This is a genomic window from Pseudoalteromonas obscura, from assembly GCF_030135505.1.
GTDB classification, from domain to species: Bacteria; Pseudomonadota; Gammaproteobacteria; order Enterobacterales; family Alteromonadaceae; genus Pseudoalteromonas; species Pseudoalteromonas obscura.
In genome coordinates this window covers 503,426-518,099 of sequence record NZ_JASJUT010000003.1, presented here as the reverse complement: position 1 = coordinate 518,099, position 14,674 = coordinate 503,426, and the positions used below count along the sequence as shown (strand labels likewise).

The following is a 14,674-nucleotide window of genomic DNA, read 5'->3' as shown; positions in this document are numbered from 1 at the left end:
TTATTTTCAGATCCCTCTCTGGGCGACATTCTTAGAGCACAGCTCTGATCTGTGACGATTGCGACCCTACATTGCTTGAGTATGGAGTTGGTGAATACCATAGAAAACACGCAAATAATGATTGGGTATTACTTAGTGTTAACTTGATGTCGATGTTGCTTACTTGTGTATTAAAAGAAGCGGCGCAAATGAGTGCAGGCATTGAAATGAGAGAAGCTAATTACATTGTATATTCTTTATTAATTTGCGTTAAAGTCTCCAACCTATAGCAGTGCGAGTTTATATTGTGGTGAGGAACCAAACAGGTCGCCGTAAAAGGTTGCTCGGTGAGCGCATTACAGGAAAAGTATTTGTAGCTTAATAAGGCGGGAGCGTTAAGCTTCTCTCCCGCTAACTTGGTTTAAGATGTTGCACTAAAGGCGTTGTGATACGTGACGACAGCAGTGGGCACGTATTCGGTAAATGCACACACCTGGAAGTATTCTGGTGGCACGTCGGCTAACACTAGCTTTTCATTGGTCACAAATCCAAAGCGGCTGTAATACGCCGGATCTCCAAGCACCACACAGCCTTTAGCATGTGTATGCTTAAGCACTTCAAGCGCCTTATTGATTAATAGCGAACCTATGCCTTGACCTTGCTGAGCAGGGGAAACTGCTACAGGGCCCAATCCAAACCAGCCATTTTGATTGTCCGAGAGTACAACTGGGGAGATAGCCACATAGCCTATTACTGCACCTTCATACTCAGCCACGAGCGATATTGTGAGTGCATTTGCCTGCCTCAAAGCTCGAATCACAAAATGTTCGCACTGATTTGAATACGTAACTTCAGAAAATGCCGCTTGAGTTAGCGACTCTATGTGCTCTGCGTCATGGGGTTGTTCGTCTCGAATATAAACGTTCATTTTGACTCCTAGATAGTCATTGGTATTTTTTGCGATGCTTTATTACGATGAGTGTGACTCTAAACTGTAAAGTAATAGACAGGTCAATAGGGTGATGGGAGCAAAGTTGTTTTCAACACTTAAAAAATGCGTCATGCCATCTGATGTTCAAAGTATAAGTGCTTGATAAAAATAGAGTAGAGATGCTATGTTGCAACTTTATGTCGCAAGGAGGGATCATGAGTACTCAAACTTTAAAAGCGCTGTGTAACCTTGTTATTGATAAAGATTTTCAGGCGTTAACCAGCCGCTGCGAGCAAAACTCAGTACTTGAACTGTTCTCATTAGATGAAAATCGTAAGTCCGCTGTGTTAGCCTGGTTGCTAGATCCTATGGCGGGCCACCAACAGGGGGATTATTTTTTAAGAGCTTTGCTAAATCATGTATACAGCTGCGCCAGTGATGAGCAGCTTGAGCTATTTCCCTCAGCTTTTGAACTTGCCTCAAGCTCATTTTGCCAAACAAAAGTGATGACAGAACTACAAGCCAATAGCGCGCGTATTGATCTCGCATTGCTGGACCCTAATCAGGAGCTATTGATAATCATCGAGCGAAAAGATGGCTCGAAGCTTCATAACGATCAACTTAAAAAATATGCCAACTGGGCAGAGAAAAACTACTCAGGTTGGAAAAAGGTATATATTTTATCTGATAGCCACTTTCAACATCATGGTGCGCAATATGATAAACGTTATGTGAAAGTTGACGACACATGGCTACAGGATGCGTTAAGAGATTTGTTTGACAGGGCATTACTTACATCTAAACACGAGCATCAGCTCAAAGACTTGTATCATTATGTATTTGGTACTTGGTCAGAAAAAACAGATCCCTATTATCAAGGTCGCAGCAAGTTATTAAAACAGGTGTCGGCAGGTCACTGTGAGCTTATCCGTCAACTTGAGTCTGAGTTTATTAAGGTTGGCACGCGGCGCTGCGCTTTGATCACTGTAACACCAGCAATGTTTTTTGGAAAAATACTCCCCGCCAAACAGAAGTATGACGATGATACCCTTCAAAAGGCACTTATTGTGCAAAAGCATCACAACGTGTTTGAGCAGCTTCATGGCCTCAATGAGTTTGATTTATTTAACGAATGGATAAAAAAGACGTTTCCTAATTTTGTTACTGAGATCTATTCAGACTCGGTGATTTGCATGCTTAAAAAACACCGCCCCGCAAGTGGGTATTGGCCATATTATCTTGATTTTGAGCGTAAAAAATCAGATGACAATGAAATTTACTACACCCTCACAATCCATGTGTGTAGAAAAGGCCTAAAGAGCCACCATGAACTAGCGGAGCAAGTTGCTGAATCTTATGAGATGAAACGACAGAGCAACTGGCGATTTAGACACCTGAGTTTAATCGAACGATTTGATAGTCTTGATTTTAATGAGCAAAGTGATGTATTTCTTGCTGTGGTTGAGCTTGAAAAACGCCTAACACCTTACAATGTGTTGGAAAACCAGTAGGGTTCAAGGTAATCAAAAACAATGAACAAGGTTTAATAAATGGCAGAGTGCGCAACTAGTTGCTTGTATGCCAACATAGTAATAAGGCACATCTCACCGTCTTTTTGTTAATCAGTAAAGCTCATTAGTTGTATATTTTCACTATTGTTTAAATTGAATTTGGCATGGCTTCAGCTTCAATATATTGATTTCGCTTTGGGCTATATATTTTATGTAAAAGGACCTGATTTAGCGCGTGTTTAGTGGCTGTTTTACAGTGCTCAAGTGGACGATAAAGACGCTTATTATTTGCAGAGTCCGAACTTGTTATTCGTGACTGAGAACATTTCAAGTTATATCATGACTTGTACACCAACACTTTGATGATTCTAACTGAGGCTGCTTTATAACATTAAATTCATGCACTTACCCAATATCTCATTGGTAATTGAAGATTTTTTCACACCCAGCAGATTAAAATCTTAACACTATTTTTTCATAGGATAATTTTTAGGTGATCTACAATGGATATAAAATGGATACCGTTTATATAACTTGATCACCTACTTATAAGGAAATTGTATGGTTAGTAGATTTATGAGACATGACGCAGTCAGGCGCAGGTTAGTAATAAATAAATTGATGGTCGAAATGCAAAACAATTTAAGGAGCACCAGAAAAAGTAACAACTTAACGCAAAAGCAACTTGGGGATAAACTCAACGTTGACCAAGCGACGATCAGTAATTTTGAAACCGGTAAAACCTATATGACCATGGAGCTGGTGTACGAGATGTATTTAATATTTGGCGATGAGTTTTGTTTACCGAATATCCAGTATTTTGAAAGGAAGTAAATACACGATATTACATCGCGAAATTGCGTGGCAAAGATATGCAGTGACGAGGCTTACCTGTATTCCATTCTCAACCACGCAAAGCAACTAAAAATGTCAGTACAGGATCGTTATCAGAGAGTATCCTGAGCAACTCGTTGGTGAAAAACGGCTAGGCAAAAATGGCAAACTGCTTTTTTAACTCCAATATGTTCCAAACCCACTTCAGTTGTGGACAGGTAAGGTCGAGGAGTGACAGGCGTTTTAGACCTTACGGTGATTGCAAGGGAAAACGCCTGATGAGGGGCTTGTTTCAAAAATGGAGCTCTAGCTTTTGCTTGCGAGCAAGAGGCAGGAGGCCCAAAACTTAAAACTGAATGCGCTTTAGCTCACCATCATTATATTCATATGCAAATGGTGATACGTTGTAAGATAGGTTTGGATACTCAGAATAAGCGAGCATCGCAATTTGATAAAGTGCAGTCTCATCATTTAGTGGTACAACCAACACGTTGCTTCTATTGGGGAAAACTAGTCCGACCGGGCCTTCGAATGTCGCTTTGACCTGTTGCTTAAAATAATTTGAGAAAACAGCGCTGGCTTCGTAGGTCTCGTCAGCAATAAACATATGTATGTTACTGCTGCCTTCTGTTTGTTCAATTCTTTGGAATTTTGCACCTAGTTCAGTGAGGTGTGTATCTAAGTTAGACTTCGCAATCTCTTTGAGTTGTTCAACAGGTAGCTTAAATTCATCCATCTTCTCTTTACTGACATACTGAATGCTTGCAGGCGTATCTATTGCTAATAGCAGAACGAGCTCATTGTTAATTTCTTCGTAATAAAATGGGAAAGGGACCTTTTTATCACTTGATTGGTTTATTTTAGCCGTTATATGTTCGATATAAGAAATGGGCTTAATAACGGGCCTTAATTGGCTAACTTGTAACTTTGACTTTTCTGTTAACTGGCGAGCACTTTTAGTCGAATCTATATAATCTGCAAATATATCTTCAAGTGCGTCTTTTTCTTCAGAATATCTTAAATAAGCGTTTACGAGATTTGTTGAAAAAGTAGCGCCTGTTGAGTACGTAACTTCAACAGATAAATCATCTTTAACCTTAAATTGTGCATCCTTGAAGTGCTTTTTTACCTCTTTCAAATAAGCTTTTGTGAACGCCTGCTCTGACAGCAACGCCTCCGAGCTTGGTGATGACACCGCGTAAAATGAAGACGACAAGCCCACTGCAAAAGAGAGAAATAGCGCTTTTTTCATTAATTAGATCCTTAGTCGATATTTTTTAATATCATAACTGTATTTGCTTTCTGTGTCTTTAGTGTTTGTTTTTATTATATATTTAATAATTCGTGCATCATGCGTGGCTGCAATGTTATGGTACTTCGAGATTTAACTAAGCCGACACTGTGATGTGATTATAAAAATTATGGATTTGGGAAGCCGCTCCAAAAAAAGGTACGTCGAGGATGAAAATTGCCCAAAATAGAGTGGGCTTGATAGCGCAGTTTATCCGTTAGCGTCAAATTAGCTAGCTGCTGTATGCTGCATAAAAAAGCGCCGACATAGGACGACGCTGTTTAAATGTATTAACCGATACTTAAATAATGATTAGCAAGGGTACTTACCACACATTAAAGGACCTTTGTTTGTTGTGCGATAGGTGCGCGTTGCTTCTGATGAATAACCATCATTGTCTGTTACACGAACACGAATATTGTAAGTGCGATCTTGTGAGGAAGTTTTCCACACACTGCTGCTTGATTGTTTTACACCATCGATCCACAGTTCTTTTGAAACAATGGTACCGTCTTCATCTCGACCGCTAGCCCAAAAACTAACATCCCAAAACTCGTGGTGGTTTACGCCAACATAAGCAGTTGGCGTGTTGTCACATACTTCCTCTTTGACATCTTCTTTATGACTGAATGGAATGCTTGCAGAGCATTTCACAACGAATGATTCATTCAAAGGCTGCCCGCCATATGAACTGGTCGTTACGTATGCGATACCTGATAGGATGGCACTTGAGTTTGGTGTAGGGTCAAAGTATTGCTGCAATGACTTAGAACCTTGCTTTCTGACAATGCGCTTATTTTCCCAGGTGGTATACCAAAATGTTCCTGTACATTGTGCAGTACCACTGTAGATATTTTTTTGAGATGTGGTTTCCATGCGACAATTAACTTTATCTGCCATTGCAGAGAAAGAACCTGCGCCTAGAGTCAGCCCAAAGAGAGTTGTCATAATGGTTGTTTTTAGTTTTTTGTTATTCACATTATTTCCTTTGTGTTTAAAAAATCAAAATAAAAATAACATATTTTCAATAATGTAATCAATGTGTGTTTTTGTATTATTTTTTGTTACTCAATTGGCTGGTTTACTTTTTTATGTGTTCAGTATTGGAGAAAAGGGTCACGTCACGGGCTTGTTTTAAGAAATGAGTGATGTAAAAGCACTGAGATATATCTTATTTAGGGGGGAGTGCGCGCTACTGAATACACTACATCAAAAAATAAAGGCGATTAAACTATTTATAGGGGGCCGTTGCTGTATTGGATGAGTTATGAGGTGTTGCGTCTACTTAAGGATTCACTCTTAAATTTTTTGTTAACTTTTGCCATTATCTACAAATGGTAAATAGCCACGACGACGATAATGAACATGCAATAATTGGATATAAATCTCCTTGCCAGAGGGCACTATATTCGTAATTCTAAGGAGTAAATTTAAAGACCTGTAACCGCATATCAATAAGTAAAATTCAGTTTAAAGTGTGCTTATCGATGATTTTTGTTGAGGGGGGCTAGGGCTAAATAGTCGATTTAAGCCCATGTCTTTCGGATAATTGAATTCAAGGTTTCATAACGAACGGGTAGCTGTCTATTTTTCTGGCGAACCAAATATAAACTTTCCATCACAGGTTGTTGAGGTTTGAGGACCTTTATGAGGTTTGGGCTATGAAAGCTATCCACGGCACTTTTAGGTAAGACCGTGAATCCAATTCCGTGAGCGAGCGGCTCTAAGATTTGGCTAATTTGATTAATTGAACCTACGACAGGGATTTTGCTGATATCAAGCTGCTTTAACGCTTGTTCTTGACATTGCCCGAAGTACAACGATAAATAATGCTCGGCATCTGGATGAGAAATTAATCCTAGATCTAACAATAGCTGCTTCCAGTTTTTATTAATGTCAGTCTTGTGCGGTAATATCAAACAAAGCTCTTCTTGACCAAGCTCCTCAAAATCAAAAAAACTTTCTTTTGGTATATCTGTCACAATTCCTTGGTCAATATGTCCACTCTTGATATCACTCAAAATTTGATGATTGGGTGCAGCTTTAATATTGATGTAAATATCTGGATATTTATTTTGAAGTTTCAATAGCTTTGGGTAAAGCAACAATGATACTGAGCCTGAACATGCTAAAGAGTATTGTCCAGAAAAAGGGTCGTCAAAGCTTAACTGCTCAAAGAGAGACTTTTCACCTCTGAGCAATTCTTTAGTGTATTTGTAGACGAGTCGACCTTGCTCGGTAATGACAAATGATTTCTTCTCTCTTTTGATTAATGTATGCCCGCACGCTTCTTCGAGTTTATTGATGTGCTGACTAACTCCGGGCTGAGTCATATACAGTTTTTCTGCCGTTTGCGTAAAGTGCCCGGTATCCACAAGCGTAATGAAAGTTTCTAACCAAATTGGGTTCAGCATAAACACCTTCAATAAATATAAATTATCATTTTAATAATATTTGATAATTTTATCTAATCAAAGGTTTTTCATATCATTTGCCCATCAATTAGATCAAAGGTTAAAGAGATATCTAGGAGTAAATGATGAAAATGAACCACGTTGGTATCATGGTTGGCGATATGGATAAAGCGGTTGAGTTTTACACAAAAGCGCTAGGTCTTAGAGTTGTAATGAACAACACGAAAGTAACAGAAGAGCGAGAGTCTGCCATTGGTCGTATGTGTATTGCAGTATTTGGCGAAGGCTTTAAGGGTTTTAATATTGCGCACCTAGTAACGAGTGATGGTATCGGTGTTGAGCTTTTTGAAATGGTAGACCGTGAAGAGCGTCACGTTGTTGATTTCTCTCGCTTGGGGATCTTCCATTTCTGTTTACAACTACCAAAAGAGCAGTTTGATAATGCAATCAGCCGTGTTGAAGAATATGGCGGTAAAGTACGAATGGATATCATGCGCTATCATCCAGAAGATGAGTTAAAACAAGCGCAAATGGTTTATCTAGAAGACCCTTTTGGCAACCTATTTGAATTCTATTCACATTCTTATGAAGATACGTATGCGTCAGAGTATGAGTAAGAAGAGTAAGTAGAAGGAAGTGGGGGGAAGGGAGCTTTCAAATTAGCTCGAGACTTTTGATTTTTACCAGGCAAATGGAAAGAGGATGTTTTGCAACAGACACAAAAAAGCCAGTTAAAGAAGTTCTTTAACTGGCTTTTTTATAACACTTAATGTGGTGGAGCTTACGGAGGGTGAGTTGAACCAATTATTCAACGAAATGGCGAAAATCGAAGACATTTTGAAGGACACTTCACTTGCTCACAAGAAGCGCAGATCTGAACCATGAAGACTTGTGAAATCGCAGAAGTCTAGTAAATTAGCCTAACTCTCACCTTGAGAGTTAGGCTATTAATCAATCTTACTGATACTGTTATTGGTGAGTATAACTCTCTCTAACGTTAGGTTTTTTAGGCGTTAGAACCCGTAAAACTTGGTAAGTGCGTTAGCCAAGAAACCTCCAGCTGTGGCGATACTTACTCCCCACGCTCCAGAAGCTGCTTTAGTAACCATTGTGCCGATCCACTCACTGACTTTAGGGCCAAACTCCCCCTTTACTGCCTTTTGTTCATTCTGGTCAGCATCAATAGCGGCTTTTAGAGTGGATATATCGCCGTATCCTACGTTTAACTCTGTCTTTAGGTATGCGGCCAGAGACTCAAAATCCTGTTTTTTGATCTCGATAGCGTTGTTTTGAGTGACTGTGCTATTTGTTACAGGCCCTAATATTCCCTGAAAATTTTCTATAGATACATTTTGTAGCTCAGTAACTTGCTTTTTTTCATCCGCTGTAAAGCTCATATTCTCTCCTTTTATGCCTGCTTCTTCAAAGTCTAGTGCTAGTTTCAATATATTGTTCCTTACTGCATCTAAGATTGAGTCAACATTTGAAACCCCTGCGCGCCTGACTGACGGCATACCATGTGTATTAATTAGTGAGTTGATTAACGCTATATCTTCTCCGCTTAATGGCAAAGTTAGGTATCCATCTACGTGCTTATCTCTAAGTGATTCCAGTGAACTCAATGATTGTACAATTGGCACAGATGTAAAGTATGTTTCGAGTTGTGGGTCTTTGATTGAGAACGGAATTAACCCATTAACAGGGTTGTGTAAATGCATGGTGCATCGAACCATTCTATAGGTTGGTACAGAGGCGGGATCTGGATATCCTTCGAGCTCACCATAAATCCACTCTTCGAAGCCTTTTAATTTTAACTTTTTTGAGACAATTAAGCACTTGCGCAACAAGTCACTCAGGTTTGACCTATTGTTAGCGGCTAGAGATTGGATCTCAGCAATAAGAGATGTGTTCTTTTTTGAGAAAATAGCCATAAAATTTGAGATATATCCGTAGCATAGTTTAGATGAATTCTTGTTTTCCAAGATATTACAGATTCTTACTCGAATCTAGTGTGACAGCTGTTGTTATCATATTGGGACGTGGAAGTAATTTTCCTTACCTTTACTTGAAATTAAATGGTTAAATTCAAGTGGTAAGCTGTTACGATTTTGGAGCAAAAAATAGTGATTTATTGTTGCTACAAACGGCAAGCGAAAATTTTCTGGGGGCGTTTTATCCAATTCTTACCAGTACAGAAGTTGGCATACGCTCTGTAAGAAAAGGCTATATAAAAGCAGCAAAAATTTATGATGCGGATCGATTGGTCGTGTTCAGGCACGTAGAGCTACCATCTTCATTACCCAGCATCTTTGGAGGTATCGTCGCAGGAATTGGTTTCTCATGGGTTTTGTAGTCCGAGGAATAACTGCGTACTTTTGCAATTAAGGTACAGAGTTCAAGCTCAGCAGTCGGTGAATCAAGCTTGATTGTATGGTGATCAATGACATTAGTGTCTTTAGCTCCCTTTAATGTGTTTGAGTGACGATACACAACTGCATCAATCATTTTGTTTCTGGGAAACGTGTCGATAGATACTGATTAATGAGGTTCAAATGTCAGTTCAATAAGCTCTTTTATTTGCTCTATAAATCTCATTGTTAGTTCACTTGTTTAGGATTCGGTAATTAAACAATGTTTGCATATGTGCAAATCGAGAAGTGATAAGCGAAATAAAATAGCGTAAATGCAAATAACTGTCATGTGTTTTTTTGTTTCTGTTATGTTTATGCGTTGTTGTTTGGTGGGTTTTTTAGGTAGTATCTAAATTCATTCAAAGGAGTAAAAAATGAGCCATTCAATTAAAAATCCACTTCTTTTAAGTATGAAGCAAGTAAGTTTTGTGAAAGGAGGTTTCAACAACACCCCTAAGATCATCGTTAAAACCGGTGGAGGTGATGGGAATGGGGATCTTCCGCCTAAACAAGTTTAGCAACGAGCTATGGTTATGAATTTTTTATATCTCTGGATATAGCTTGGCTTTTGATTGGAATTGCGGCTCTAATACTAAATGATAGTGATGAGAGAGCTCGAATGACTTGTCTCGTCTTAGTATTAATATTAATATCTACTCTTAGCCACTATTTTCACCCAATAATTAAAAGCTTAAAAGACGCATATCTCTTTTGGGAGCTGTTTGGAGTAACAGTAAACTTTTTTAAATTAAGTGCAATTTATATCGTTTCATCTTTATTTAAGGATGTCGTGCCAAGGTTTGCAATCCATATTTCTTCAATTCTTATAATTGGAATTGTATTTAGAGTCATCTTTTATTGTTCATGGGTTACTTGGGATAGTGACGCTCTGGAGGTTACATATCAGATTTTAATACCTTCCTTAAACACCTCGATATTAATTCTAAAGCTAGCAAATCGGATTCGTACTAGATTGGAATCTAGAGCAAACTTTAAGGAAGGTAATGGATATTAACTTTGTGGTATTTATTTTGTTTACGATGGTTGTGGTCGGATTTGCTCTGCATAGAGCAATTACACTGAAGTCGATAGACGCAAAAAATAAACGCTTTTATGATTTGAACAAGAAGCTAAAAAGAGACCTAGAAAGGTGCACATCACTTGAGCAATCTCAAGCAGTAATAACTGCATTTCTGTTTAAATCTAGCGCAATGGTTGATGAGGTCAGCAAAGGACGCTGTATAGGCGTACCTAGAGTTAAAACTGGCGAAATTAAAACCTAAAAACCATACTCAAAAGGATTAACCAGAAGGCGGTTGCATGCAATTGCCTTATTTTATTTAAGTATTCGTGGATTTGCGAAAAGGAGTAAATATGGACTTTATAGATAGACTAAAGGATCTTTCAAATAAAATTAATAATATAGGTAGTAGTTTAACTACTGAAGAGGCCACTAAAAATGCGCTGATTATGCCATTTTTGCACAGCGTCCTAGGTTATGATGTATTTGATCCTAGTGAGGTCGTTCCTGAATTTACAGCTGATGTAGGCGTAAAGAAAGGGGAAAAAGTAGACTATGCGCTAATTAAAGATTCCGAAGTTCAAATTTTAATAGAGTGTAAGAAATATGGCGAGGAGCTGTCAGCAAAGCATGCTAGTCAGTTATTTAGATATTTCAGTGCAGTGAACGCAAGGATTGCTATCTTAACTAATGGGGCTGTTTATCAATGCTTTACAGACCTTGATTCACCAAATGTGATGGATGAGAAGCCGTTTCTAACACTCGATTTAAATGAAATCGATGAGCACATTGTCCCAGAATTGAAAAAGCTAACTAAAAACTCTTTTGATGTAGAGTCAGTTGTTTCATCAGCAGGAGAATTGAAATACTTAAACCAGATAAAGAAGGTGCTCTCAGAACAATTTAAAGACCCAGAAGAAGATTTTGTAAAGTTTTTTGCTTCAAGAGTCTATGATGGAGTTTTGACTCCGAAGGTGAAAACCCAATTCCTTGAACTAACAACAAAAGCCACTAAACAATTCATTAATGATAAAGTTAATGACAGGCTAAAATCAGCTATCGGTGACAATGCGATCAAAGAGCTTGATGTAAAAGAAGAGGCTGAAGAAGAAAAGTCAGATATTGTAACTACTCAAGAAGAGATAGATGGGTTTAATATTGTGAAGACTTTGTTGCGTGGCAAAGTTGCTCTTGAAAGAGTTGCAGCAAGAGATACTAAAAGTTACTTTGGGGTATTGTTAGATGACAACAATAGAAAGCCAATATGCAGGCTGCACTTTAATACATCACAGAAATACATAGGCCTATTTGATATCGATAGAAAAGAAACTCGTCACCCAATAGAGAGTTTGGATGATTTGTTTGAATATGGTGAGCAAATCAAAGCTTCAATTGATATATATGAGTAATGGTTAAATTGAATAGCAAGTTACATACTTGCTATTCTAAACATCTTATTCTCAAATTCCGCAAAATCACCGGTTACCTTGGCTTTATTTCCTGCTACAGACATAGCAGTAAGCTTAGGAATATTCATCTCACTGACTGAACTCATACCTTGATAAGCTTTGATGATACATCCAGTCAGATGACCTGAGTTTAATTCTGATAAAGTAATTGGGTGGAGGTCATCATCAAAACCTAGTGGGCTACAAAGCTGATGCCAGCAAATCGGCTCTAACCCTAAGCCGACACTTAACTTAAATACAGAAGAAACCGTAGCGTCAATTTCCATTTTTTCTATTCTAGAAATATTCGAGAAATGGAGTGTTATCGAGCTATTAGAGTTTTGCTCAATAGCCTCAGACAAAGCTTTAAATGTTTGGCCGTTCTTATTTCTTACAAACTGAAGATTGTTTGCCAAGAAAAACCTTGGAATTTTTTCTATTTCGTTATTGTTAATCAGCCCTTGAGCATCGGGAAGAGCCTTTATTAGTAATTCTGGCCAATCCACATCCAAATTCATAAAGCTAATCCCTTGAAAATTATCAAACCTGATGTTTATTGGCATATATGCAAATTCATGTCTATAGAGCTTAGAGTATCACAATATGACGCAAATGCGCGGATTAATAAAGTTAGGGAAGTGCTTAAGTCCTTGTCGAGAGCTGAATTAAAGCAAGTGACTGAGAGGATCTGGGTTTCTGTCTCAGGGCTTTATCGATTCCGAAAAGGAGAGCAGAGATCCTTAGATACTGCAGCGTGGATTAGGTTGGAATCTATCACTTATGCTAATCGAGATGAAAAAGGGTTATGCTCAATATAGTTCATTGCCAAAAAGTGATTCCAGCAGGATTGTTAGTTTAGGTAATTGTTATCAGAACCAAATATGGAGCTAATATGTTTGACAATTTGTATGAAAAGTGCTGTGTTGCACCGCCATGGGAAATACCACCGGATGATAAAGCACCATAGTAGGTAACCACGCAAGAAAGCTAGTTCTATTAAAGCTGGCTGACAATGCGTGCGATCAAGTTGAGTGCTGGCCTTCATATCAATCAATCGCAGAACAATGCGAAATGTTTAAACTAACTGTAATGAGGCATATCGCCGATTTAGAGAAAGCAGGTTTTATTTGAAAAGAAGAGCGAAAGGGAGGTCCAAAAGGGAATCGCTCCAACGTTTACACCGTATCTCGCCAAGCGCTTTTGGATAATTCGTTTAAGCAATTAGCTAGTGACAAAATGGCACTAGCTGGTGTCACGGCGTCATCAGAGGTAGTGACAGAAGATCACAACCCTAGTGACAATTTGACACTAGCCCCTAGTGACTCTCTGACACCCAGATCCAGTCAGTCTTTTGATCCTATCGATGAACCTAAAAAATCTAAGAAAAAAAGTTCACTCGATTTTTCAAAGTGGCCCACTGAACCGTCCGACCAAGTGCTTTGTGATTGGCTTGAGTTTCGGAAAAAGAAAAGCCTATCTGTAAGCCAGACCGTAGTTAACCGACAGGCTACCGAATTGGATATCGCATTAAAGAACGGTATTAGTGTTGATGACTGTTTGTCTGAATGTGTAGTTAGAGGCTGGCAAGGTTTTGAGTATGCGTGGCTTAGCGGTGAGGTTAAAGCCCGTGCAAAGTCGTTAAGTCATTTTAGTGCGGCAGCAAACGAAAACTCTTTCGCATCTACGGGAGTGATTACCGTTAACTCCAGCCGCAAGGATGTTGGACAGGCTCTTCTGGTTGGCTATGGGTTTTGGGATCTTCCTGAGAATCACAGAGATGATGTTGTCAAAGAGTGGAGAGCAGGACGCCTGCGGGTTGAGTTAATCAACGTTCTAGAAAAACAAAATATCGCTTTATAGGTGAGGGATTATGGCAATAAAAACTCAGAAAGATCGACTGCAATTCATTATTACTGGCTCAAAATTTTGGACCTTAGAAGAGGTGTGTAATGCGAGCTTTCAGCAGTTTGGCAAAACAGACACCCAAACAGCTATGTCCGCAAGGTGGCGTGAAATTCACGAATCGGCATTTATTATAAAGCATAAACGTGTTCGCCCCGGGACCAAAAACCTTTGGGAATACAGGATTGAAATTAAGGAAGCAGCAAACTCAGATCAGGAGGTCGCATGAATCTATTGGCATCACAAGTAATTGTACTACACGTAAACGCGTTGGGTTAACTCAAGCTGAAGCCGCTGAACACTATGGGCTTGAAGAAAGAACCTTAAGGCGTTGGGAAAACAAGGAGAGCAACCCAGATTTCAGAGATGTTGTTGGTGTTGTAGAAATGCTGAATCAGGATTTTCTACGCATATGCAAAGAAGTTAAGGGTTCTCCTGGTGGGGCATAAAAAGCTTTTAACTGCATCAAACGTGGTGAGTGTAATGCCACAAATTGGCACCCTTATAAGGCAAATGATCAAAGCTGGTAAAGATGTGCTTATTGAGTTTAAAGAGTTCAAAAGTAACCGCTCACTGGCTCAAAACAAGTTGATGTGGAAATGGAACCAAGAAATAGCTGAACACTTACGAGATCACTTCGGTCAAGAGAACAGCTCTCAAGATGTGCATGAAGTATTGGTGAGAAAGAGGTTTGGCCTAAAGGTAATTCAGTTTGGAAATGAAGACCCTATTTTAGTGCGTAAGCGAACCAGAAAACTATCAATGAAAGAGTTCGCTGAGTACTTAAATTGGGTCGATATGTATAGCGCTGAGTACTTACAATTAACACTAAGTAGGCCTGAGGATATATACTTGCAAGCAATATACGGAGATAGAAAGTAATGTCATTGAAAAGCAACAAACTACGAAATAGGTCTAGCGGCTAAGAATGT

The 14,674-nt window shown here is 38.9% G+C and carries 19 protein-coding genes; 12 read left to right on the top strand and 7 right to left on the bottom strand.

Annotated elements, in window-relative coordinates:
• Positions 1-400 precede the first annotated feature (400 nt).
• Positions 401-907 carry a GNAT family N-acetyltransferase gene (locus QNM18_RS10360; protein ID WP_284137142.1) on the bottom strand — a complete coding sequence of 169 codons (507 nt, stop codon included), beginning with the start codon at positions 905-907 and terminating at the stop codon, positions 401-403.
• A gap of 218 nt (positions 908-1,125) precedes the next feature.
• Here QNM18_RS10360 and QNM18_RS10355 point away from each other — a divergent pair, with 218 nt between their 5' ends.
• Complete coding sequence (locus QNM18_RS10355; protein ID WP_211010854.1) at positions 1,126-2,421, top strand: PD-(D/E)XK nuclease family protein; 1,296 nt, start codon at positions 1,126-1,128, stop codon at positions 2,419-2,421.
• 561 nt (positions 2,422-2,982) lie between these two features.
• Positions 2,983-3,255 carry a helix-turn-helix transcriptional regulator gene (locus tag QNM18_RS10350; RefSeq protein WP_247687363.1) on the top strand — a complete coding sequence of 91 codons (273 nt, stop codon included), beginning with the start codon at positions 2,983-2,985 and terminating at the stop codon, positions 3,253-3,255.
• Between the two features lie 346 nt (positions 3,256-3,601).
• On the opposite strand, the gene QNM18_RS10345 is transcribed toward QNM18_RS10350, so the two are convergent.
• From QNM18_RS10345 to QNM18_RS10335, 3 genes are all read right to left on the bottom strand, one after another.
• On the bottom strand, positions 3,602-4,507 hold the full coding sequence (locus tag QNM18_RS10345) for a DUF1444 family protein (RefSeq protein ID WP_284137141.1): 906 nt from the start codon (positions 4,505-4,507) through the stop codon (positions 3,602-3,604).
• A gap of 351 nt (positions 4,508-4,858) precedes the next feature.
• Positions 4,859-5,524 (bottom strand): hypothetical protein, encoded by a 666-nt coding sequence (locus QNM18_RS10340; RefSeq protein WP_284137140.1) that lies wholly within the window; start codon positions 5,522-5,524, stop codon positions 4,859-4,861.
• Positions 5,525-6,072: 548 nt separating this feature from the next.
• Positions 6,073-6,960, bottom strand: a complete 888-nt coding sequence (locus QNM18_RS10335) for a LysR family transcriptional regulator (RefSeq protein ID WP_284137139.1) — start codon at positions 6,958-6,960, stop codon at positions 6,073-6,075.
• Positions 6,961-7,085: 125 nt separating this feature from the next.
• Here QNM18_RS10335 and QNM18_RS10330 point away from each other — a divergent pair, with 125 nt between their 5' ends.
• On the top strand, positions 7,086-7,577 hold the full coding sequence (locus tag QNM18_RS10330) for a VOC family protein (RefSeq protein WP_284137282.1): 492 nt from the start codon (positions 7,086-7,088) through the stop codon (positions 7,575-7,577).
• A gap of 396 nt (positions 7,578-7,973) precedes the next feature.
• Here QNM18_RS10330 and QNM18_RS10325 read toward each other — a convergent pair whose 3' ends face one another.
• Complete coding sequence (locus QNM18_RS10325) at positions 7,974-8,891, bottom strand: AbiTii domain-containing protein (RefSeq protein WP_284137138.1); 918 nt, start codon at positions 8,889-8,891, stop codon at positions 7,974-7,976.
• A 158-nt stretch (positions 8,892-9,049) separates the two neighbouring features.
• On the opposite strand from QNM18_RS10325, the gene QNM18_RS27330 reads away from it, so the two are divergent.
• On the top strand, positions 9,050-9,313 hold the full coding sequence (locus QNM18_RS27330) for an ABC transporter permease (protein WP_417714803.1): 264 nt from the start codon (positions 9,050-9,052) through the stop codon (positions 9,311-9,313).
• On the opposite strand, the gene QNM18_RS10320 is transcribed toward QNM18_RS27330, so the two are convergent.
• Positions 9,205-9,465 (bottom strand): hypothetical protein, encoded by a 261-nt coding sequence (locus QNM18_RS10320; protein WP_284137137.1) that lies wholly within the window; start codon positions 9,463-9,465, stop codon positions 9,205-9,207. The two genes, QNM18_RS27330 and QNM18_RS10320, sit on opposite strands and share 109 nt — an antisense overlap.
• Positions 9,466-9,745: 280 nt before the next feature.
• Here QNM18_RS10320 and QNM18_RS10315 point away from each other — a divergent pair, with 280 nt between their 5' ends.
• The 3 genes from QNM18_RS10315 (at position 9,746) to QNM18_RS10305 (ending at position 11,801) form a co-directional block, all read left to right on the top strand.
• Entirely contained in the window at positions 9,746-9,889 is a 144-nt protein-coding gene (locus QNM18_RS10315) for a hypothetical protein (protein ID WP_284137136.1), read from the top strand.
• Positions 9,890-10,375: 486 nt separating this feature from the next.
• Positions 10,376-10,654 carry a hypothetical protein gene (locus tag QNM18_RS10310; RefSeq protein ID WP_284137135.1) on the top strand — a complete coding sequence of 93 codons (279 nt, stop codon included), beginning with the start codon at positions 10,376-10,378 and terminating at the stop codon, positions 10,652-10,654.
• A gap of 91 nt (positions 10,655-10,745) precedes the next feature.
• Entirely contained in the window at positions 10,746-11,801 is a 1,056-nt protein-coding gene (locus tag QNM18_RS10305) for a type I restriction enzyme HsdR N-terminal domain-containing protein (RefSeq protein ID WP_284137134.1), read from the top strand.
• A 20-nt stretch (positions 11,802-11,821) separates the two neighbouring features.
• Here QNM18_RS10305 and QNM18_RS10300 read toward each other — a convergent pair whose 3' ends face one another.
• Complete coding sequence (locus QNM18_RS10300; RefSeq protein ID WP_284137133.1) at positions 11,822-12,358, bottom strand: hypothetical protein; 537 nt, start codon at positions 12,356-12,358, stop codon at positions 11,822-11,824.
• A 445-nt stretch (positions 12,359-12,803) separates the two neighbouring features.
• On the opposite strand from QNM18_RS10300, the gene QNM18_RS10295 reads away from it, so the two are divergent.
• The 5 genes from QNM18_RS10295 to QNM18_RS10275 all read left to right on the top strand — a co-directional run bounded on the left by QNM18_RS10295 (position 12,804) and on the right by QNM18_RS10275 (position 14,624).
• Positions 12,804-12,971, top strand: coding sequence for a helix-turn-helix domain-containing protein (locus tag QNM18_RS10295; protein ID WP_284137281.1), 168 nt, complete (start codon positions 12,804-12,806; stop codon positions 12,969-12,971).
• Positions 12,972-13,076: 105 nt separating this feature from the next.
• Entirely contained in the window at positions 13,077-13,700 is a 624-nt protein-coding gene (locus tag QNM18_RS10290; protein ID WP_284137132.1) for a hypothetical protein, read from the top strand.
• 10 nt (positions 13,701-13,710) lie between these two features.
• A complete protein-coding gene (locus QNM18_RS10285) occupies positions 13,711-13,971 on the top strand; it encodes a hypothetical protein (protein WP_284137131.1) in 261 nt (86 codons plus the stop codon).
• The gene (locus tag QNM18_RS10280; RefSeq protein WP_284137130.1) at positions 13,928-14,191 is read left to right on the top strand and encodes a helix-turn-helix domain-containing protein; all 264 of its coding nucleotides are present in this window, start codon (positions 13,928-13,930) and stop codon (positions 14,189-14,191) included. The genes QNM18_RS10285 and QNM18_RS10280 overlap by 44 nt, the downstream gene beginning before the upstream one ends.
• 34 nt (positions 14,192-14,225) lie before the next feature.
• A complete protein-coding gene (locus QNM18_RS10275; protein WP_284137129.1) occupies positions 14,226-14,624 on the top strand; it encodes a recombination protein NinB in 399 nt (132 codons plus the stop codon).
• Positions 14,625-14,674 lie beyond the last annotated feature (50 nt).